This window comes from Acinetobacter nosocomialis NIPH 2119 (assembly GCF_000368085.1).
GTDB classification, from domain to species: Bacteria; Pseudomonadota; Gammaproteobacteria; order Pseudomonadales; family Moraxellaceae; genus Acinetobacter; species Acinetobacter nosocomialis.
In genome coordinates this window covers 3,623,478-3,644,639 of record NZ_KB849239.1, presented here as the reverse complement: position 1 = coordinate 3,644,639, position 21,162 = coordinate 3,623,478, and the positions used below count along the sequence as shown (strand labels likewise).

Sequence of the window (21,162 nt, the reverse complement as noted above, 5' to 3'; positions counted from 1 at the left end):
GCTTAGAATATCAAAAACAAAAATAGCGACGTTTAAAATAAAATGATTGTTCGTGAACAGCCCAGTATTTTTAAAGTTTTATTCTCTTGGCGAGGGACGATATTACCAAAAATTTTGCCCTCTTTAGGGGTGGTAATGCTGATTTCGGCAATCATTGGTGGGGTTGAATATATTAATCTCTACCGTTTTCCAGAAATTCCTTTAGTTGGCTTCACCTTAATTGGCGTTGTACTTTCTATTTTTTTAGGCTTTAAAAATACGGCGTGTTATGACCGGTGGTGGGAAGCACGGAAACTATGGGGTGTACTCATTGCGACTTCACGTCACTTTGACCGCGACTGTCGTATTTTAACTCAAGCCCGCCGTGAACGAGTCATTCATCACGTTATTGTGTTTGCAAATGTGTTACGTGACCGTTTACGCCGCCAAACGGCCAACCCAACCGAATTAATACAAACCAGTGGTATGAGTCAACAAGCATTGACTCAGCTATACCAACAAAATAATGCGCCGCAATATACGCTCAGTCTTATTCAATGGGAGTTATTACAAGCGCTTAAAGAAGGTGAAATCTCAGATATTATTTATGCTCAAATGAATAAAAATGTTGCAGATTTAAGTGTTGTACAGACTGGCTGTGACCGTATTGCAAATACTCCTATTCCTTTTGCTTATTCAGTCTTGCTCAACCGCACTGTTTACTTTTTCTGTTTTATGTTGCCATTTAGCTTAGGTTCTTTGCTTGGCTTAGCAACACCTTTACTGGTTGGAATTTTGGCATATACCTTCTTAGGTCTAGATGCCCTAAGCTCTGAAATTGAAGAACCTTTTGGTACTCAAAGTAATGATTTACCATTAGATGCAATGGTCCGGAGTATCGAAATTGAACTTTTAGGAACGCTGGGTAAACCAACACCTCCTCCAATTCAAGCTCAAGATAACAACTTACTCTAGGACATTATTAGAGAAAACGTTCCCAAATACCCAACTGATCACTCTTTGGTTTAGGCGTATTACCTAATTTAATCCATGGCATATTTTCACCATGAAAATCACTGCCAATTGAAACCGCCAGATGATGCTGATCAATCATACGATCAATCATTTGGCGAGTAGATAAAGGATCTACAGGTGGCGGCAACTCTACGGCGTCACCACCACAACTCGCAAATAACTCAATCAAATAGCGTGTATTAGTTGCAGATAAATCATAACGAGTTGGATGAGCTAAAACTGCCAAACCTTTACTATTATGAATAACCTCTATCGTTTCTTTTAAGCCCAAGCCTTCAAACTTTACAAAGGCACGCTTACCTTCTTTTAAAAAACGGTCAAAAGCTTGTTGAGGACGACTCACTACATTCTTTTCAACTAAGGTTTTGGCAATGTGTGTTCTGGTAATACGGTCTGGTTGATTTTCAACTTTATCAAGCACATCCTGATAAATATCAAAGCCAATACACTTTTTTAATAGTTCACAAATAACTTCTGCTCTTTGTGCTCTAATTCTTTTTTGTTGTTCTAATGCTTCCAAAATTGGTGCTTCATCTTGCATGTTTAAAGCCACAATATGCACGCCATAGCTTTTTTTTGTGCTTGGTCTAGACCATTGGCTTGAGATCTCAACACCAGAAATAATTTTTAAATCATGGGCTTGCGCTGCTTTCTTTGCACGCTGCAAGCCATCCATTGTATCGTGATCAGTAAGCGCCAAGGTATGCAACTTCACATCCACAGCAGCTTGCACCAGCAATTCCGGAGACAAAGTTCCATCAGAAATATTGCTATGTGTATGTAAATCTATGCCTTGCATCTTTTATACTATGCCATTCACCAAACCTGATCAGATACTCTAACATGAAAGCACTTCTGGACTTTGTTCCATTAATTATTTTCTTCTATTTATATAAAACTGTTGATCCTGCGAATGCTCATCACCCGTTGCTAAAATTGATCGGTTCCGCTGGCGGTGTAAATAACAATAATATTCTGGTCGCTACAACAGGCTTAATTATTTCAATGCTTATCGTGTATGGTGCTTTGTTCATCATTCAAAAATTCCGCCTAGATAAACAGCAGTGGATTGTACTGTTTATGACAGTTATTTTTGGTGGCATTACACTCATGTTAAGCGATGATTTTTATATTCGTTTAAAAGCTGCAATTTTGAACTTAGTATTTGCTGGTGCTTTCTTAGTTTCACCTTGGTTTGGTAAGGAACGTAAACCTCTTATTAAACGTTTATTCGATCCAATTTTAGAGCTAAGCGAAAAAGGTTGGAAAAATTTAAATTTCGCTTGGGCAGCTATGTTTGTCGTCATGTCCGGTTTACATATTTTCTTCGCGTTTTTATTTCATGGCGGAAAATATTGGGGTGAATTTACGGCATTTGGTGACATGATCGTCATGTTTTCATTTATCATTATTCAATTCATTATTTTACGCAAACATTTTAAGTCAACAGATGCTTAATGTGATTTCGGTTTGATTATAGAGATACGATGACATGCCTTTTTTTGTTCTAAGCTGTACCGATAACGAAGGAACTCTAGAGAAACGTTTAGCAGTACGCCCTCAACATATCGAACGTTTACAAAAACTTGATGATGAAGGTCGTCTTGTTGCCGCTGGAGCTATGCCAAAAGATCCGAATGATCCACAGGCTGGTTTTTACGGTAGTACTATGATTGTAGAGTTTGATAGCCGTGAAGCTTTAGATGAATGGTTAAAAGAAGAACCATTTTTGAAAGAAGGCATTTATAGCCATATTGATGTCAAACCGTTTAATAAAGCATTTCCAAAAGGGTAAACGCATGCAGTTTGCAACCAAAAGCTTTCTTGGCTTGTGTTTGATCTGTTCAACTGCCGGAGCAGTTGAACCTGCTGCGACGCCAGCAACACCATCTACTGTGCCTTCAACTCAGGCGCCTAAACCAGCGCCTACTTCTGCAACTGTAGCCAAACCGACCGCTACAACGGCGGCAACTACAGCACAGCCGCTTACCGCAGAACAAATCGCAAAAAATAAGCAGCAGCAAGATGCAAAAATCAAAGCTTTAGTTCAAGATCAGGCATCTCGTCTAAAACAGCTAGAACATGCAAATCTTGAAGCACTTGCACAAAACCAAGAGTTACAGCTAAAGAACGATAACTTGTCTGTTCAGGTACAAGTTTTACAAAGTGAACGTAGTGCTCAAATGTTCTTATATGGCGCAGTAACACTAGCAGGCGGCGTACTACTTGGTTTCTTTATCGCTAGTTATGTTTACACCAAACGTCGTCGTCAGTGGTAATTCTGAGCGACTTATTAAACCGAATGAACAAATCAAACCGTATACAAACTGCTGAGCTGGATTGGGAATCTATTGATGGTATTGAGGTTCCCATTTCCAAACAATTTGGTGATGTCTATTTTTCCAAAGATAATGGTCTGCTCGAAACAAGACATGTATTTTTAAATGGCAATGACCTATCAGAACGATTAGCTAATTTACAAGACTTTGAATATTTTAGTGTAGGAGAAACCGGGTTTGGTACCGGTTTAAATATTCTTGCACTCTGGCAGCTTTGGCAGCAGGTCCGTCCTAATAACCACAGCCATTTACATGCAATTAGCGTAGAAAAATTTCCTTTAAGCAAAGCAGATCTCATCCGTGCACTCGATGTATGGGATGAACTTAAGCCACTTGCGAAACAACTTATTGAACAATATCCCTTGCCTATTGCAGGTTGCCATCGTTTAAGTTTTCCAGAAGAACGTTTTAGCATCGATCTATGGCTAGGAGATGCGCAAGATATTTTTCCAAGTATGGTAAAAACGAAAGCAGTGAATGCTTGGTTCCTAGATGGTTTTGCACCTTCATGCAATCCAGACATGTGGGAGCAGAATGTTTTAAACAATATTGTACGTCTTTCTGACTATGGCACTACCTTTGCGTCATTTAGTGTAGCTGGTGTTCTCAAACGTGGGCTAAAGGCTCATGGAATTGATATTTCACGTCCTCGCGGTTTTGGACACAAACGAGAAATGCTTAAAGCAGTTTGGAAATTACCTTTAACTGAAGAAATTGCATCAGAACCAGATCTCACCCGTTCTCATTTTAAGCAGCATATCGCCGTCATTGGCGCAGGGATTGCTGGTTTAAGCACAGCTTGGGCATTTGCCGAACGTGGGCATCAAGTTAGTCTATTCGAGCGTACAGCGCCTTTATCAGGAGCTTCTGGCAACCCTTTAGCATTGCTCAATCCTAAATTATGCCCAATTGAACAAAGTCATGAGCATCTAATGACTTTAAGCTGGCAACATGCACTGAATTTCTATAAAAAATTTCAAGCGTTTCGCCCAATTCAAATACAGCAAATGGCATTAAAAAATGCCCAAGATCTTCTCGATCTTGCAGACCAATATCCTGCGGATATTGTTACGCATCAAGCCAGCTCATTAGAATCGGACTATCCACACATTTTATTGACTGAAGCAGGAGCGGTTTCTCCACATCAACTACGTGATGAAATTTTGCAACATTCAGGTATTGAACTGAAAATTGCCAATATCACAGCACTTGTTTCTTTTGAAAATAAAGTTCAATTAAAGAATTATAATGAAATCATTGCAGAGGCAGACCATGTTGTGGTGTGCTGTGCCCGAGAAAGTGCCGCTTTATTTGAGAACTATCCCCCTTTAAAGCCAATACGTGGACAAGTAAGCTGGGTTGATAATTCTTTTGGACCTCTACCTTTGCATGAAGCGTATAGCTATGGTGGCTACTGCATGCAGCTTAACTCTTCTCAACTCATTTTAGGGGCATCTTTCTATCCGAACCGAGAAGATCAAGAAGTACAGCTTGACGATCATGTGCATAACTTTGAATTAATCCACAGTGTCTTCCCTACTTATGCAAAACAATTACCACCTGTAGAACAATGGCAAGGTCGGGCAGCTGTGCGTGCTCAAAGTCCAGATTATTTCCCACTTGTAGGCAAAATGCAGAGTGAAAGCCGTATTTCTACCTTTGCAGGTCTAGGTTCAAAAGGTTTTTTATTTGCGCCGCTTTGTAGTGAAGTTTTAGTGGCCCAAATTTTAGGTGAAGCTTGTCCTGTTCCAAAAAGCCTATTAAAGAAATTAAGTGCCGAGCGCTTTCAAAAGAAAGTTAAACCTAAGAAACCTTATTTCCAATCTCAATAGTGCACTTGAGAAAATTTTGTTCCAATAAAAAAGCACCCGAAGGTGCTTTTTTTATGCGCCCTGCTCTAGAGGTAAACCTGCATCACGAGCTGCACGCGTCCCCCCCATCAGCACGACATATTCACGCGAGGCATCTAAGTCTTCTAGTTTCTCAGCTGCACGAGGAGCTTTGCTACCACCACCACATAAAATATAAATCGGCTGATCCGCAGCGACCTGGTTCAAAATATCAGCATTTAAATCATTAATCGGGCGACTTACCGCACCTTTAACATGCCCTTCTGCATAAGCACTTGAATCACGGACATCCCAGATAACAGCGTTTTCTGGGAACTCAAATGTTGTAATTTCTTGTTTACGGATCATTGTGCACTCCTTTGATGTAAACAACACTTGGCAAATGAAGAAAACCCTCTTAGCATCTCAAATATTCTTTCACTTTGTAAAGGTCTAAACTATGCCTTCTTTCGATATTGTTTCTGAATTAGAGTTATTTGAAGTTAATCATGCGGTTCAAAACACACAAAAAGAGATTGCAACACGCTTTGACTTCCGTGGTCACGATGTTTCTATCGAATTAAATGAAAAAAATAAAGAGATTAAAATCAGCACAGAAAGTGATTTCCAGTGTGAACAAGTTTATAACATGTTAGAAAATCATTTTTATAAACGTAAAATTGATGTGCAGGCACTTGATCCACAAAAAGCTGCTGCGTCAGGTAAAAATTTTGTACAAGTCATTAAGCTTAAAGATGGTCTTGACTCTGATACAGCAAAAAAAATTAATAAAGCCATTAAAGAAAGCGGCGTTAAAGTGCAATCTTCTATTCAGGGCGACAAAATCCGTGTGACCGATAAAAAACGTGACACTTTGCAACAAGTCATGACTTTTTTACGTGAACAACAATTCGGTGTGCCATTACAGTTTAATAACTTTAAAGATTAATATCTTTTAGCGACATTCAAAGTTAAGGTAATCCCATGTCTCAATCCAATCGACTATTAAAACTGGTAAAAGCAACTTCAAAATTTCCTAAAGGTGTTCGAAGTACGCTTTGGAGCAAGGCATTTGGCCGTATTGTGCCAATGGTGGGTACAGCAAATATTCGCTATCTAGAAGTAGATGTAAACCATGTAACTGTTCGCTTAGAGAACCAGAAAAACATGCAGAATCATATTAAAGGTGTACATGCAGCAGCAATGGCACTTTTAGCAGAGACTGCAACAGGTTTTTTAACGGGTTTACATATTCCAGATAACCGCATTTTATTAATCAAATCATTACATGTTGATTATTTAAAAGTTGTTGAAGGTGGTTTGACAGCAACAGCGACTCTCTCTGCAGAACAGCAAAAATATATTGCTGATCATGAGAAAGGTGAACTTATTATTCCGGTTACCGTTATTGATGATGCGGGTAATGAACCGATTCAATGTCAAATGCTGTGGGCATGGTTACCTAAACGTAAGAAATGATAACTAATCTAAAATATTTTTAGATTGATATTTACCTCAAGATATAAAACTATAACTTTATATCTTGAGGTCACAATGAAAAAAATACTGATCCTATCCTCGTTATTTACCAGTTTTATATTTACAGCTGTGACGACTCACGCTGCCGAACCCACAAATAAAACCAATAAAATTGTTCAAACAAAAACTGAGTCAATCGATAAAATAAGTGCCCAAAATAAAAAAATAGTAGTCGACTTTTATGAAGGTGTCTTTTTAAAACATCAAGTTAAAGAATATGCCGACCGTTATATTGGTCATCAATATATCCAACACAATCCCAACGTTCCTGATGGGAAGGCTCCTTTCGTAAATTTCTTTACTGAGAAATTCCAAAAAAATCCACAAGCAAAAAATGAAATTAAGCGCGCAATCGCTGAAGGTAATCTGGTGGTTTTACACGTCCACTCTACGGAAAATGACAAAGATAGAGGCAGAGCAATTGTTGATATTTTCCGTGTAGAAAATGGAAAAATTGTAGAGCACTGGGATGTTATACAAAACATTCCCGAACAAAGTAAAAACTCTAATACAATGTTTTAGTTTTAAAAATTAAACTATTTATTAAAAAATTAAAGCCTGAATACTGATATTCAGGCTTTAAATGTTTTATTGAGTTTCTAAAAACTTCTGCTTCGCTTCTTCAGGAATTTGTCGCTTATTACCTTTTACATCAACAGCAACAAAGGTAAACACCCCTTCGGTAATACGAATTGGGGCACGAGAATCATCATGACTGTCCCAAACTTCAATTTGCATTTGAATAGAGGTATTACCTACTTTTAAGATTTTGGTATAGCAGCTAATCACAAAGCCTACTTTTACCGGAACCAAAAAGGTCATCTGATTAATGGAAATCGTGGCACAACGTCCACGACTAAAACGCTCAGCGTGAATTGCTCCAGCCAAGTCCATTTGTGACACGATCCACCCACCAAATACATCACCGCTCCAGTTTGTATCTGCTGGCATGGCAATCGTTTGTAAGGATAAAATTCCTTCTGGTTTGGTATAAGCTTCTGACACCTTAGCTCCCGAAATTCGTTTGAAGTTGTTGATCTAGCCACTGCTGCAATTCAGGAGCACGTAATGCGCCGCTCATTCGAGCAACTTCTGTGGTTTTATTCATTAATACAAGGGTAGGAATACTTCTCACATTAAATGCTTGGCTTAAGCGAGGAGATTCTTCAGTATTAATCTTGGCAAAAATAACACGTGGATTCTGTTTTGCTACTTGCGCAAAATGTGGCGCCATCATTTTACAAGGTCCGCACCATTCTGCCCATAAATCTATCAAAATAGGCAGATCACTATTCGTGATATAGTTACTAAAGTTTTGTTCATTTAACTCAATCGGTGCAAGCGGAAGTAATGGCTGATGGCATTGGCCACAACTCGGTTGCGCACTAAGTTTTTCCTCTGGAACTCTATTTTTTGCACCACACGATGCACATACAATAATCATTTACATCACTCCTATATGTTGATGTAAAAATTCTAATTGGGTCGTCACTGCTTTTTCAAACCATGCGCCGTGATAGATATCAAAATGTTTCATATCCCACTCATGATAACTCACAAAAGGAGCAATATTGGTCGCAGCTTCACGACTAGACTCAATTGGAATTAAAGAATCATGCTGAGCAGCAATAAATAAAACTGGGATATTAATCTGACGGACGAGTTGAATTGGACGGTAACGCATCAAATTAAAAAAAACACGCGCAGGGACTTCGCCACTCCAATAATAATCTGGATTCACAATCGACAAATATCCATAGTAACTATCTGCTGTTGGCATAAAACATAATTTAAATTGGTCAACAACAGGTAATCTCTTGGGATTAAGGCCCATCTTAGAGCCCATATAATCTTGGCTCGACAATTTTAAAGCTTGGGGATAACGCTGTAATGGATATAGTTTTGCTGTTTCAGCACCGTCTACATATGGAATTTGTACCATAATGGCCTGAATATTTTTTAATTCAGAAGCTAAACTTAGAGCATATCCACCACTTAAAGATGTTCCCCACAATACAATCCGTCTATTATCGATAAGCTTACAGGTGGAGGCGTATTGAATTATGGTCTTCCAATCCTCTAATTGAGAATTGATAGAAATCATTTCTCGGGGCTTACCTGTACTCCCACCCCAATATCGATAATCAAATAAAATCACAGCATAGCCTGCCTGTGCAAAACGCTGTGCATATTGGATAAGCTTGAATTGACGCAATCCAGCAAAACCATGTGCCATGATAATTACCGCAGATTTATTATTTGTTTTTGGAATATAAAAGTCAGCTGCGATCATTTCCTGATCACATGGAACATATAAAGGCTCAACCGTATAAGCGTGCATATGTGCTCCGTGGCATTATGGTCGAAGTAATGAATTTACAAAAAACATCCTGATCGCCTTTTAAAAATCTATAGTTGTTCTTTTACATAACTTTTATCTATGTAGGAACAACGTTTTAGTGTCTTGTATCTCAGGTTAAGCTTAATGCTATGATACAGCATAAGAGGTTTTATTAAATTTTGGAGTGACGAAATGTCAGATAATGTTGGTTTCGCAGGTCAAATTGGTCCAGAACATGTAGATCAAGTTGTAGAAAAAGGATTTAAATCTATTATTAATAACCGTCCGGATATGGAAGGCGGTCCAGAACAACCAACAAGCGCTCAAATTGAAGAAGCAGCACGTCAGGCAGGACTAGATTACGTTTACCAACCTGTAGTTGCAGGTCAAATTACTGAGCTTGATGTCCGTACTTTTGCAAATCACTATAATGAACTTCCAAAACCTGTTCTCATGTTTTGCCGAACAGGAAATCGTTCAAACAATCTTTATCAATTAGCAAAGCAAATGGATTTATTAGACGATTAAATTATTGAATGAGCCAACGACAAGCTCTATTTTTCCTTAAAAGTAGAGCTTTTATTAATAAAAAGAATATATATAACTGTATCAATTCAACATATATATAAATAATTTTCAGTTAAAGTATTCAAATCACATTAAATTTCTCAGTTCTCTTATGAATAAACTTATATTTTTATTGGTCAGTTGTCTTATTCTTAGTGCATGCTCATCTATGCAGGTCCGACCTACCGTAGGTGTTAGTATGGGAACACAACTCTAAAAAAAGAAGCAGCATTTAAGCTGCTTCTTTTTATATTAATTACCATTTGAACAGTTTGGATCTATTCCATATGGACTTAATATATTCGGAGCAATAAGATCACTTACAGTAACATCTTTAGTTAAATAACCTAAAGTCAAAGATGTAGATCCTTTAATTAAACTTCCCGAAACTGTAGATTTAGCCGTTAACTGAACAGTTAACCAAGATGCATAAATTTTAGGGTATTGAATCTTAAGATCAAAACGACCATTTCCATCTGTTGTATATTTATTATTAGTTGCAGCAGTACCTGAACTATTAATATACGATACTACCTGAACTGTAGAATTTTCTTTCAGCGGCTTTAATTGATTAACAACCTCGCCATTAATATTTACGGCTTGAACTGGTGAAGTACATGCAGCTCTAGCAATAGGTAAATATTCATCTGCCTTACCATCTGCAGGAGTAGACGTGTCAACAAAAGCAAATTGCCCCTTATAATAAGCAAGCGCATTAACGCCCATTGTTACGTCTTGATTTGGTATTGGCTTACCGTCAACATCAGTCACTTGTACTGAGATATTTTTATAGTAGTAAACCCCATCACTAGAGTCTTCCATTGTGGTCGGATTATATGCTACAGAAATAGCGCCTACTGCTACTGGTACATCAGAATTAACAACATCGAGTTTATACGTATAAACTTTTGTTGATTGACCAAAATTAGCTTCTAAAACAAGATCATCTGTCACAAATTGTGCAGCACTATATGATGAAGATCTTTGATTTTCACTAAAAGATAAAGTATAGCTGATCTGACCATTTGCATCAGTTTGTGTCGCATTAGGAGTAAATTTGACACCATTTAAAACAGAATTTCTAACTTTAAGTGTAATCGCTTGATTTGCTAAAGTTGCACCATTTGCATCTACAGCTGTTAATGTAACAGTTGTCTGATCACCTCTAACATTTAATGAGGTCTTTGTAGCATCAAACAATACAATACTCGTAGTATCAGCTTCTGTAGTGCTATTACTACCTGTTACTGTTACAGTCTGTTCTTGCGTAAGAGTATCATTATTCGTGTAGGCTATTAATTTAAAACCATTTTTCACCAAATCATTTATTGAACTCGATGTTTTTGGTGTCTTTATAATATATACAGCATTACCTGCTGCATCTGTAGTTTGAATTGATGCTCCTTCTATAGTTACGTTATTTGTTGGATCTTCTAATTTCAATCTAACTTTAGCGCCAGCAACGCCACCTTTATTTATATCTAAAGCTCTAACAGTAACCGTTAAAGTGTCATTCGTTGCAGCAACTGATAATTTATCTAGTTCTATCTTTAAAGCTGTAGCAGTCGTTTGTTCAGAACCGCTAGTATTGCCTCCAGATGAGGAATTATTACTATTTGATGAACCATTCTGATAATAACCATCACCACCTCCACCGCCACAACTTGCCAACATAATTGACACAGCAATAGCCGACAACTTTAAGGTAAGTTGCTTTTTATACATACTTTTCATTTCCCCAATCTTTCCTAAAGGTATAAGATTTTTTAATTATTTATATTATTAGTGTAATCATATTTACCATACTCTGTAAACATAAATTACATTGTGTTTTATTATGTAACTTATTAAATGAAAAATTTATAGATATTAGGATTTATAATGTTCGATATAATTATCATTGGCGCAGGTACTGCTGGTATTAGCGCATATAAAGAGGCTGTTAAACATACCAATAATATTTTAATTATCAATGATGGGCCATGGGATACAACTTGCGCACGTGTAGGGTGTATGCCAAGTAAAGTCCTCATCTCTACAGCAAATCGTATGCATGACCTCCAAAATGCTCAAGAAGTTGGGTTAAATGCTTCTGTAGACATTAATACTGATCAGGTTATGGAACATGTAAGAAACTTACGTGACCGTTTTACAAAGGCGACTCTCAAAGATGTAGACCAATGGCCAACTGAACATAAAATTTCAGGTAAAGCCCATTTTATTGATTCAGAAACTATTGAAGTAAATGGTAAACATTATCAATCAAAAAGCTTTATTCTGGCAGTTGGTTCCACTCCTAATTATGATCAAACATGGAAACAAGAATTAGGTGATCGCCTTATTACCACAGACCAAATATTTGAATTAGATACTCTACCTAAATCTCTTGCCGTTATTGGAAGTGGAGTAATTGCTCTTGAGATCGCACAAGCTATGCATCGATTAGGCGTGGAAACAACTATATTTGCTCGTAGTAAAAGAATTGGAATATTTACTAGCTCTAAATTACAGCAACTTGCTCAAGAAGAGTTAAGCAAAGAATTAAACTTTTTATTTGAGACATTACCAGCCGAAGTTAAGTCTACTTCTGGTGGCGTTATATTAAATTATAGAATCAATGGAGAAGAAAAGTCTCTTCAAACTGAGTATGTGCTATCCGCGACAGGTCGTTCAAGCTTATTAGATAACTTAAAACTAGAGAATATTGATAAATCATTTCAGAATATTAAGTTATTGCCTATAAATGCGAAAACAAAACAGCTAGATAACTATCCAATTTTTATTGCTGGGGACGCTTATACTTCAACGCCATTACAGCATGAAGCTGCACATGAAGGTAAAAAAGTTGTTTATAACTGTTTGAATTATCCACAGGTTAATTCAGTTAAGACTCTTACTCCATTAGGCATAGTATTTAGTCATCCAGAAATGGCAATTGTGGGACAAAGTTATAAACAACTAAAAGACAATGGAATAGATTTTGTCACAGGTGAAGCATCTTACGAAAGACAAGGAAGAGCTATTGTTCTTGGAAAAAATAAAGGAGCTATTGAAGTTTATATAGAGCGAAAAAGCCATAAACTACTTGGTGCCGAGTTATTTACTGAGGCGACAGAACATATGGCTCATCTCTTAAGTTGGATCATTGGTGAAGAATTAACTTTAAATGATATTTTAGAGAAACCTTTTTATCATCCAACTCTTGAAGAAGGTTTACGCACTGCCCTTAAACATGCACGCAGGCAATTAAAATAATTATTCTTAGAAGGTTTTTCTTAATTAAAGTTAACTCTCTATATCTCTAAAATAGAGTAACTGTGTAAATCTGATTTTTAGTTATGTGTTTTCTATGAATTAAATTTTCACTTTATTTCGCGCAATAAAAAACACCCCCACTCTTTAGAATGGGGGTGTTTGGAATAATGAGCTGGCGATGACTTACTCTCACATGGGTAACCCCACACTACCATCAGCGCTAAGAGGTTTCACTTCTGAGTTCGGGAAGGGATCAGGTGGTTCACTCTTGCTATGGTCGCCAGCACAACTGTTTATGGATACTTGCTTTGGTCTTATTAACTGCCGAAGCGTTTTCCAAATCTTTACAGACTGGGCTGATTGAATCTGACTGTGTTCATTTTAGCTAAGCGTTTAACTAAATCAAGTTGCTTTGTAGATTTATGAATCGATTGATGCTTTATATACAACTGCTTGGGTGTTGTATAGTCAAGCCTCACGAGCAATTAGTATTGGTCAGCTTCACATATCACTATGCTTCCACATCCAACCTATCAACGTCCTAGTCTCGAACGGCTCTTTAGAGGAATAAATTCCTAGGGAAATCTTATCTTGAGGTAGGCTTCCCGCTTAGATGCTTTCAGCGGTTATCCCTTCCGAACATAGCTACCCGGCGATGCGACTGGCGTCACAACCGGTACACCAGAGGTTCGTCCACTCTGGTCCTCTCGTACTAGGAGCAGATCCTCTCAAATTTCCAGCGCCCACGGTAGATAGGGACCGAACTGTCTCACGACGTTCTAAACCCAGCTCGCGTACCTCTTTAAATGGCGAACAGCCATACCCTTGGGACCTGCTTCAGCCCCAGGATGAGATGAGCCGACATCGAGGTGCCAAACACCGCCGTCGATATGAACTCTTGGGCGGTATCAGCCTGTTATCCCCAGAGTACCTTTTATCCGTTGAGCGATGGCCCTTCCATACAGAACCACCGGATCACTAAGACCTACTTTCGTACCTGCTCGACTTGTGGGTCTCGCAGTTAAGCGCGCTTTTGCCTTTATACTCTACGCGTGATTTCCGACCACGCTGAGCGCACCTTCGTACTCCTCCGTTACTCTTTAGGAGGAGACCGCCCCAGTCAAACTACCCACCAGACACGGTCCTCGTCCCGGATAACGGGACAGAGTTAGAACCTCAACATTACCAGGGTGGTATTTCAAGGACGGCTCCATTGGAACTAGCGTTCCAACTTCAAAGCCTCCCACCTATCCTACACAAGTAAGGTCAAAGTTCAGTGTCAAGCTGCAGTAAAGGTTCACGGGGTCTTTCCGTCTAGCCGCGGGTACACTGCATCTTCACAGCGATTTCGATTTCACTGAGCCTCTGCTGGAGACAGCGCCGCCATCATTATGCCATTCGTGCAGGTCGGAACTTACCCGACAAGGAATTTCGCTACCTTAGGACCGTTATAGTTACGGCCGCCGTTTACTGGGGCTTCGATCAAGAGCTTCGCTTACGCTAACCCCATCAATTAACCTTCCAGCACCGGGCAGGCATCACACCCTATACGTCCACTTTCGTGTTTGCAGAGTGCTATGTTTTTAATAAACAGTTGCAGCGGCCTGGTTTCTGCGGCTGTCATCAGCTCAGGAAGCAAGTTCCATCACCAACAACAGCGTACCTTCTCCCGAAGTTACGGTACCATTTTGCCTAGTTCCTTCAGCAGAGTTCTCTCAAGCGCCTTGGTCTACTCGACCTGACCACCTGTGTCGGTTTCGGGTACGATTCCTGTGTAACTGAAGCTTAGAGACTTTTCCTGGAAGCATGGTATCAGCCACTTCGCTGTACAAGTACAGCTTGCTATCGGATCTCAGTATAGAGTACCCCGGATTTGCCTAAGATACATACCTACATCCTTCCACCTGGACAACCAACGCCAGGCTGACTTAACCTTCTCCGTCCTCTCATCGCATTACACAGAAGTATTGGAATATTAACCAATTTCCCATCGACTACGCCTTTCGGCCTCGCCTTAGGGGTCGACTCACCCAGCCCCGATTAACGTTGGACTGGAACCCTTGGTCTTTCGGCGAACGGGTTTTTCACCCGTTTTGTCGTTACTCACGTCAGCATTCGCACTTCTGATACCTCCAGCATACTTCTCAATACACCTTCATCGGCTTACAGAACGCTCCCCTACCACTTGACTAATGTCAAATCCGCAGCTTCGGCACATAGTTTTAGCCCCGTTACATCTTCCGCGCAGGCCGACTCGACTAGTGAGCTATTACGCTTTCTTTAAAGGGTGGCTGCTTCTAAGCCAACCTCCTAGCTGTCTATGCCTTCCCACATCGTTTCCCACTTAACTATGATTTTGGGGCCTTAGCTGGCGGTCTGGATTGTTTTCCTCTTGACTACGGACGTTAGCACCCGCAGTCTGTCTCCCGGATAGTACTCATAGGTATTCGGAGTTTGCATCGGTTTGGTAAGTCGGGATGACCCCCTAGCCGAAACAGTGCTCTACCCCCTATGGTATTCGTCCGAGGCGCTACCTAAATAGCTTTCGGGGAGAACCAGCTATCACCAGGCTTGATTAGCCTTTCACCCCTATCCACAAGTCATCCCCTGGCTTTTCAACGACAGTGGGTTCGGTCCTCCAGTTAGTGTTACCCAACCTTCAACCTGCTCATGGATAGATCGCCTGGTTTCGGGTCTATACCCAGCAACTAAACGCCCTATTAAGACTCGATTTCTCTACGGCTCCCCTATACGGTTAACCTCGCTACTGAATATAAGTCGCTGACCCATTATACAAAAGGTACGCAGTCACACCACGAAGGTGCTCCCACTGCTTGTATGCATGCGGTTTCAGGATCTATTTCACTCCCCTCACAGGGGTTCTTTTCGCCTTTCCCTCACGGTACTGGTTCACTATCGGTCAGTCAGGAGTATTTAGCCTTGGAGGATGGTCCCCCCATATTCAGACAAGGTTTCACGTGCCTCGCCCTACTCGTCATCATTATGTGTGCCCTTTCGTGTACGGGAATATCACCCTCTACGTTCGCACTTCCCAGAGCGTTCCACTAAAACACACATAACTTAATGGGCTGATCCCCGTTCGCTCGCCGCTACTGAGGGAATCTCAATTGATTTCTTTTCCTAAGGGTACTGAGATGTTTCACTTCCCCTCGTTCGCCTTGCAACACTATGTATTCATGTTGCAATACCTACCTTAAAGTAGGTGGGTTCCCCCATTCAGACATCTCCGGATCAAAGGATATTTGCCGCCTCCCCGGAGCTTTTCGCAGGCTATCACGTCTTTCATCGCCTCTGACTGCCAAGGCATCCACCACATGCACTTAATTACTTGACTATACAACCCCAAACAGTCGATGTTACCTACAAGTTAGTAACTTCAACATTTCAGTTTAGAGCACTGTGTATTTAAACACTGTACAGCTTCAATCTAAATTCATATACCAAAACGCTTGATTCAGTTAATTTGCTAGTTCTCAATTAACTCCAAGATCAGAATTACTTCATCTCTCTTTGTTATTGAGTGAACAATTTATTTCAGACTCAATTTTGCCAATCTGTTAATGAATAAACATGCCTTCATCAGGTCATGCTTAATACTGTGATACTTAAATCACAGAAGTTAATAAATCAAGACCGAAATCTCTATTTACTAATTTCTGTAATCCGAACTTATCTTAAGTTCTGGTGGAGACTAGGAGAGTCGAACTCCTGACCTCCTGCGTGCAAAGCAGGCGCTCTACCAACTAAGCTAAGTCCCCAGCTTACATCATCAGTCATGTATCTTTTATCTATAACTTTAACCAGTCAAAGTCATGGTGGGTCTGACAAGACTTGAACTTGTGACCCCACGCTTATCAAGCGTGTGCTCTAACCAACTGAGCTACAGACCCTCAGATACATCTATGAAGAACAACTTGTTGTGGATTCTTACCAATCGTCAATCTTTCGTTAAGGAGGTGATCCAGCCGCAGGTTCCCCTACGGCTACCTTGTTACGACTTCACCCCAGTCATCGGCCACACCGTGGTAACCGCCCTCTTTGCAGTTAGGCTAGCTACTTCTGGTGCAACAAACTCCCATGGTGTGACGGGCGGTGTGTACAAGGCCCGGGAACGTATTCACCGCGGCATTCTGATCCGCGATTACTAGCGATTCCGACTTCATGGAGTCGAGTTGCAGACTCCAATCCGGACTACGATCGGCTTTTTGAGATTAGCATCACATCGCTGTGTAGCAACCCTTTGTACCGACCATTGTAGCACGTGTGTAGCCCTGGCCGTAAGGGCCATGATGACTTGACGTCGTCCCCGCCTTCCTCCAGTTTGTCACTGGCAGTATCCTTAAAGTTCCCGACATTACTCGCTGGCAAATAAGGAAAAGGGTTGCGCTCGTTGCGGGACTTAACCCAACATCTCACGACACGAGCTGACGACAGCCATGCAGCACCTGTATGTAAGTTCCCGAAGGCACCAATCCATCTCTGGAAAGTTCTTACTATGTCAAGGCCAGGTAAGGTTCTTCGCGTTGCATCGAATTAAACCACATGCTCCACCGCTTGTGCGGGCCCCCGTCAATTCATTTGAGTTTTAGTCTTGCGACCGTACTCCCCAGGCGGTCTACTTATCGCGTTAGCTGCGCCACTAAAGCCTCAAAGGCCCCAACGGCTAGTAGACATCGTTTACGGCATGGACTACCAGGGTATCTAATCCTGTTTGCTCCCCATGCTTTCGCACCTCAGCGTCAGTGTTAGGCCAGATGGCTGCCTTCGCCATCGGTATTCCTCCAGATCTCTACGCATTTCACCGCTACACCTGGAATTCTACCATCCTCTCCCACACTCTAGCTAACCAGTATCGAATGCAATTCCCAAGTTAAGCTCGGGGATTTCACATTTGACTTAATTAGCCGCCTACGCGCGCTTTACGCCCAGTAAATCCGATTAACGCTTGCACCCTCTGTATTACCGCGGCTGCTGGCACAGAGTTAGCCGGTGCTTATTCTGCGAGTAACGTCCACTATCTCTAGGTATTATCTAAAGTAGCCTCCTCCTCGCTTAAAGTGCTTTACAACCATAAGGCCTTCTTCACACACGCGGCATGGCTGGATCAGGCTTGCGCCCATTGTCCAATATTCCCCACTGCTGCCTCCCGTAGGAGTCTGGGCCGTGTCTCAGTCCCAGTGTGGCGGATCATCCTCTCAGACCCGCTACAGATCGTCGCCTTGGTAGGCCTTTACCCCACCAACTAGCTAATCCGACTTAGGCTCATCTATTAGCGCAAGGTCCGAAGATCCCCTGCTTTCTCCCGTAGGACGTATGCGGTATTAGCATCCCTTTCGAGATGTTGTCCCCCACTAATAGGCAGATTCCTAAGCATTACTCACCCGTCCGCCGCTAGGTCCAGTAGCAAGCTACCTTCCCCCGCTCGACTTGCATGTGTTAAGCCTGCCGCCAGCGTTCAATCTGAGCCATGATCAAACTCTTCAGTTAAAATCATTTTGCACCTTATTTATAGACAAGGTGCCAATTCTGGCTCATCAATTACTGACTTAAATTTCGCTCAAATAAACTTCGAGTAATTTAAACCAATCAATCAATGAAAATTATTTCGATTAATCAATCAGTAAAAATCCACACAAGTTGTTCTTCAATTCTCTTAATGATCTTCTTCCTGGTTCGTCACCAGCAAGCTAGGTCGGCTATATTACTCTTAATCTCTTAAAAGTCAACAGGTAATTTCGATATTTTTAAAACTTACTTCTCAAACCAACTTAACATCAAATTCATCACTTAAAGTAACCAATCTAATCTCAAGTAACTGTTTTTCAACAAGTTTCTATCTGCATCACCGCCGATGGATGTGCATTATAGACCATTAATATCCCTTTGCAATACCTTTTTAACATCCTACGCATCAACCGATCATTTTTTAGGCTTTTTAGTCAAAATTAGATGAGATATTAAACTTTTTTTAGTTAATCAACTTCATGTAGAATAGATTATTCGTGCAATTGATTTGGCATTAACTCACCATGTGGCACTCCGCTAAGAAAGTATTATTCTGCATACTTGTAGTGTTTGCTACGAGTGGGCCTGCGTATGCCAATTCAAAACATAATTTCTATGTGCTGACTTTATCTATTTTAAGTTATAGCAAATGGGAGAATGTAAGCACTCCTACTCTTTGTGTAATTGATAATGCTTCAATTACTTCTACTTTTCAGTCTTATATTCAGCAATTATCTTATAACTATCGTGTACAAACGGTTAATGCTAAAGATTTTCCTAAGTCGCATTGCCAAGCTGTTTATTTCTCTACAACCTCTCCTCAGCAGCAACAAAATTTAATTCAAAATTATCCATATCGTTCTTTGCTTTCTTTAAGTATTAATAATCCAGAATGTGAAGTTGGTAGTATCTTTTGCTTATATGACCAAAATAATTACACCACTTTTAAAGTTAACTTAGATGCATTAAGCCACTCCAAGGTCCATATTGATCCAAGGGTATTACTCTTGGCTAAGAATGCGGAGTAAGGGCTATGATATCTAAGTTGTATCAGTCCACTTCTCTACATGCTCTTTTTAGAAAGTCTCAATTTACGATTTTTGCTATTACTTTTTTTATTTGTTCTTTTACCTTTGTATCTATTTCCGTTTTTACTATGGAAACTTATGCAAAGCAGAATTTGCAGTTACTCAGCCATACGCTTCTAGAGCGTATTCAGCCAGCTGTCGTATTTAATGACAAGATCACGATAGAACAGATTTTAAATGAATATACAAATGATCATTCTATTCGAGCAATTCATATTTATGATTCTGAACATCATTTAATTGCACAAAGCTTTAAATTGTCGAGTCAAACTTCAGTTTTAGAAGGATGGTTTGATCACTGGTTTTTAAATGAGCCGGTACATTTAACAATTTATCATCACCAGCAGAATGTAGGTGAACTCACACTTTTTGGTAGCTCTGAAAAAATATTGCAATTTTTAAAGATGATTATGGTCGGTCTTGCGATTGCAATGCTATTTATTGTTTGTGCTTTATGGTGGTCAGTGAATTTGACTTATCGTCAAATTATGCAAGCGATTTATCCACTCACAAATATTGCTCAAATCGTAAGTGAACAAAAAGCTTATAACCTTCGTTTTCCTTATAACCGAATTAAAGAGTTTCAAGATCTAAATACCGTATTTAATGAGTTACTTGAAGAAATTCAGATTTGGGATAATCAACTGCAAAAGGAAAATCGTAAATTATCTTTTCAAGCCCATCATGACCAGCTTACTTTATTACCGAATAGACATTATTTTTATCAAATATTGTTAGATATGTTTGAAGATAAGGATTTTGACAACAAGTCGGCCTTATTGTTCATAGATAACAACAACTTTAAATCAATTAATGATCAGTTCGGACACTTAGCTGGTGATGAAGTTTTGAAAGAGATGGCGAAAAGGTTACAAACGCGCTTACGTCATCAAGACTTTATTGCCCGTTTAGGCGGAGATGAATTTGCGGTTATTTTGCATTCCATTACGCATGCTGATCATTTAATATCTATTGCTGAAAATTTACTCGAAAGCTGTAAAGAACCTTTGCATCTAAATGATCAAACGATTTATTTCAGTTTTAGTGTAGGGATTGCTTTATCCCAATTTGCGTCTAGTCCAGAAGATTTTATTATGCAAGCAGATCAAGCGATGTATAAGGCTAAGACTTCTGAGCAACATTGGTTTATTTATAAACCAGAGAATTAAATTTAGGCTAATTTATGAATACAAGATCTTTGAAACTCTCCTTTATTGCATTGCTGTGCATTGCGCTTGCAGGCTGCTTGAGTTTTGGTCCTTTGAAATATCGTCAAGTAAAAATGCTAAAAAAAGAGGGTTTTGTACTTACTAATGAAGGTTGGACTCTAGGTTTACCAGAACGCTTATTATTTGATTTTAATGACGCAACATTAAAACAAAGTCATGAGGCAGAGCTCACACGTTTAGCAAATCAATTGAATAAATATGATTTGAATAAATTAAAAATTGTTGGTCACACTGACGATGTAGGTAATCCTGAATACAACCAAAAGTTATCTGAAGAACGCGCGCAAAGTGTTGCGAACCTTTTCTTGACTCACGGTTTTAAAAAGGAAAATATTTACGTTATTGGGCGTGGTTCAACTCAACCCTATGTACCGAATACAACCAATGAAAATCGGGCAATTAACCGTCGTGTTGCAATCGTTATTATTCCTTAGG

The 21,162-nt window shown here is 39.8% G+C and carries 19 protein-coding genes, 2 tRNA genes and 3 rRNA genes; 13 read left to right on the top strand and 11 right to left on the bottom strand.

Annotated elements, in window-relative coordinates; all coding sequences use genetic code 11:
• The first annotated feature begins 42 nt into the window (after positions 1-42).
• Complete coding sequence (locus F984_RS20990; RefSeq protein WP_004711921.1) at positions 43-954, top strand: bestrophin family protein; 912 nt, start codon at positions 43-45, stop codon at positions 952-954.
• A 7-nt stretch (positions 955-961) separates the two neighbouring features.
• On the opposite strand, the gene F984_RS20985 is transcribed toward F984_RS20990, so the two are convergent.
• Positions 962-1,813 (bottom strand): PHP domain-containing protein, encoded by an 852-nt coding sequence (locus tag F984_RS20985; RefSeq protein WP_002051475.1) that lies wholly within the window; start codon positions 1,811-1,813, stop codon positions 962-964.
• 44 nt (positions 1,814-1,857) lie between these two features.
• On the opposite strand from F984_RS20985, the gene F984_RS20980 reads away from it, so the two are divergent.
• Genes F984_RS20980 through mnmC form a run of 4 tightly spaced genes read left to right on the top strand, consistent with a single transcriptional unit; the run spans position 1,858 to position 5,185 of the window.
• Positions 1,858-2,472 carry a septation protein IspZ gene (locus tag F984_RS20980; RefSeq protein ID WP_002051143.1) on the top strand — a complete coding sequence of 205 codons (615 nt, stop codon included), beginning with the start codon at positions 1,858-1,860 and terminating at the stop codon, positions 2,470-2,472.
• 34 nt (positions 2,473-2,506) lie between these two features.
• Positions 2,507-2,809, top strand: a complete 303-nt coding sequence (locus F984_RS20975; protein WP_002051453.1) for a YciI family protein — start codon at positions 2,507-2,509, stop codon at positions 2,807-2,809.
• Positions 2,810-2,813: 4 nt separating this feature from the next.
• Positions 2,814-3,293 carry an SH3 domain-containing protein gene (locus tag F984_RS20970; RefSeq protein ID WP_002051472.1) on the top strand — a complete coding sequence of 160 codons (480 nt, stop codon included), beginning with the start codon at positions 2,814-2,816 and terminating at the stop codon, positions 3,291-3,293.
• Between the two features lie 23 nt (positions 3,294-3,316).
• Complete coding sequence (mnmC, locus tag F984_RS20965; protein WP_004711917.1) at positions 3,317-5,185, top strand: bifunctional tRNA (5-methylaminomethyl-2-thiouridine)(34)-methyltransferase MnmC2/FAD-dependent 5-carboxymethylaminomethyl-2-thiouridine(34) oxidoreductase MnmC1; 1,869 nt, start codon at positions 3,317-3,319, stop codon at positions 5,183-5,185.
• Positions 5,186-5,236: 51 nt separating this feature from the next.
• Here mnmC and F984_RS20960 read toward each other — a convergent pair whose 3' ends face one another.
• Positions 5,237-5,551 carry a rhodanese-like domain-containing protein gene (locus F984_RS20960; RefSeq protein WP_002051246.1) on the bottom strand — a complete coding sequence of 105 codons (315 nt, stop codon included), beginning with the start codon at positions 5,549-5,551 and terminating at the stop codon, positions 5,237-5,239.
• 91 nt (positions 5,552-5,642) lie between these two features.
• Between F984_RS20960 and F984_RS20955 the strand changes: the two genes are divergently transcribed.
• The 3 genes from F984_RS20955 to F984_RS20945 all read left to right on the top strand — a co-directional run bounded on the left by F984_RS20955 (position 5,643) and on the right by F984_RS20945 (position 7,243).
• Positions 5,643-6,131 carry a YajQ family cyclic di-GMP-binding protein gene (locus F984_RS20955; RefSeq protein WP_002051423.1) on the top strand — a complete coding sequence of 163 codons (489 nt, stop codon included), beginning with the start codon at positions 5,643-5,645 and terminating at the stop codon, positions 6,129-6,131.
• Positions 6,132-6,166: 35 nt separating this feature from the next.
• Complete coding sequence (locus tag F984_RS20950; RefSeq protein WP_004711916.1) at positions 6,167-6,661, top strand: DUF4442 domain-containing protein; 495 nt, start codon at positions 6,167-6,169, stop codon at positions 6,659-6,661.
• Between the two features lie 75 nt (positions 6,662-6,736).
• Positions 6,737-7,243 (top strand): nuclear transport factor 2 family protein, encoded by a 507-nt coding sequence (locus F984_RS20945; protein WP_002051498.1) that lies wholly within the window; start codon positions 6,737-6,739, stop codon positions 7,241-7,243.
• A 66-nt stretch (positions 7,244-7,309) separates the two neighbouring features.
• On the opposite strand, the gene F984_RS20940 is transcribed toward F984_RS20945, so the two are convergent.
• From F984_RS20940 to F984_RS20930, 3 genes are read right to left on the bottom strand one after another with little or no spacing between them, the layout of a single operon-like run.
• Positions 7,310-7,726 (bottom strand): acyl-CoA thioesterase, encoded by a 417-nt coding sequence (locus F984_RS20940; protein WP_002051216.1) that lies wholly within the window; start codon positions 7,724-7,726, stop codon positions 7,310-7,312.
• Between the two features lies 1 nt (position 7,727).
• On the bottom strand, positions 7,728-8,165 hold the full coding sequence (gene trxC / locus F984_RS20935; protein WP_002051446.1) for a thioredoxin TrxC: 438 nt from the start codon (positions 8,163-8,165) through the stop codon (positions 7,728-7,730).
• Positions 8,166-9,062: an alpha/beta hydrolase gene (locus F984_RS20930; RefSeq protein WP_004711915.1), complete on the bottom strand. Its 897-nt coding sequence runs from the start codon at positions 9,060-9,062 to the stop codon at positions 8,166-8,168.
• 192 nt (positions 9,063-9,254) lie between these two features.
• On the opposite strand from F984_RS20930, the gene F984_RS20925 reads away from it, so the two are divergent.
• Entirely contained in the window at positions 9,255-9,590 is a 336-nt protein-coding gene (locus F984_RS20925) for a protein tyrosine phosphatase family protein (protein WP_002051574.1), read from the top strand.
• 291 nt (positions 9,591-9,881) lie between these two features.
• On the opposite strand, the gene F984_RS20920 is transcribed toward F984_RS20925, so the two are convergent.
• On the bottom strand, positions 9,882-11,363 hold the full coding sequence (locus tag F984_RS20920; RefSeq protein WP_004711913.1) for an Ig-like domain-containing protein: 1,482 nt from the start codon (positions 11,361-11,363) through the stop codon (positions 9,882-9,884).
• A gap of 147 nt (positions 11,364-11,510) precedes the next feature.
• Here F984_RS20920 and F984_RS20915 point away from each other — a divergent pair, with 147 nt between their 5' ends.
• Positions 11,511-12,884: a dihydrolipoyl dehydrogenase gene (locus tag F984_RS20915; protein WP_004711911.1), complete on the top strand. Its 1,374-nt coding sequence runs from the start codon at positions 11,511-11,513 to the stop codon at positions 12,882-12,884.
• 170 nt (positions 12,885-13,054) lie between these two features.
• On the opposite strand, the gene rrf is transcribed toward F984_RS20915, so the two are convergent.
• From rrf to F984_RS20890, 5 genes are all read right to left on the bottom strand, one after another.
• Positions 13,055-13,169, bottom strand: a 5S ribosomal RNA gene (gene rrf / locus F984_RS20910).
• 179 nt (positions 13,170-13,348) lie between these two features.
• Positions 13,349-16,239 (bottom strand): 23S ribosomal RNA (locus F984_RS20905).
• Positions 16,240-16,587: 348 nt separating this feature from the next.
• A tRNA-Ala gene (locus F984_RS20900) sits at positions 16,588-16,663 on the bottom strand.
• Between the two features lie 55 nt (positions 16,664-16,718).
• Positions 16,719-16,795 (bottom strand) — tRNA-Ile (locus tag F984_RS20895).
• Positions 16,796-16,854: 59 nt separating this feature from the next.
• Positions 16,855-18,392: ribosomal RNA gene (locus F984_RS20890) — 16S ribosomal RNA — on the bottom strand.
• Together the 16S, 23S and 5S rRNA genes with 2 tRNA genes alongside form the textbook arrangement of a ribosomal RNA operon.
• Before the next feature lie 542 nt (positions 18,393-18,934).
• On the opposite strand from F984_RS20890, the gene F984_RS20885 reads away from it, so the two are divergent.
• The 3 genes from F984_RS20885 to F984_RS20875 are packed head-to-tail and all read left to right on the top strand — an operon-like array spanning position 18,935 to position 21,161.
• A complete protein-coding gene (locus F984_RS20885) occupies positions 18,935-19,438 on the top strand; it encodes a regulatory sequestration protein YfiR (RefSeq protein WP_004711910.1) in 504 nt (167 codons plus the stop codon).
• 5 nt (positions 19,439-19,443) lie between these two features.
• On the top strand, positions 19,444-20,667 hold the full coding sequence (locus tag F984_RS20880; RefSeq protein ID WP_004711907.1) for a diguanylate cyclase DgcN/YfiN: 1,224 nt from the start codon (positions 19,444-19,446) through the stop codon (positions 20,665-20,667).
• Between the two features lie 14 nt (positions 20,668-20,681).
• Complete coding sequence (locus F984_RS20875) at positions 20,682-21,161, top strand: outer membrane lipoprotein YfiB (protein WP_001097560.1); 480 nt, start codon at positions 20,682-20,684, stop codon at positions 21,159-21,161.
• The last annotated feature ends 1 nt before the right edge of the window (position 21,162 follow it).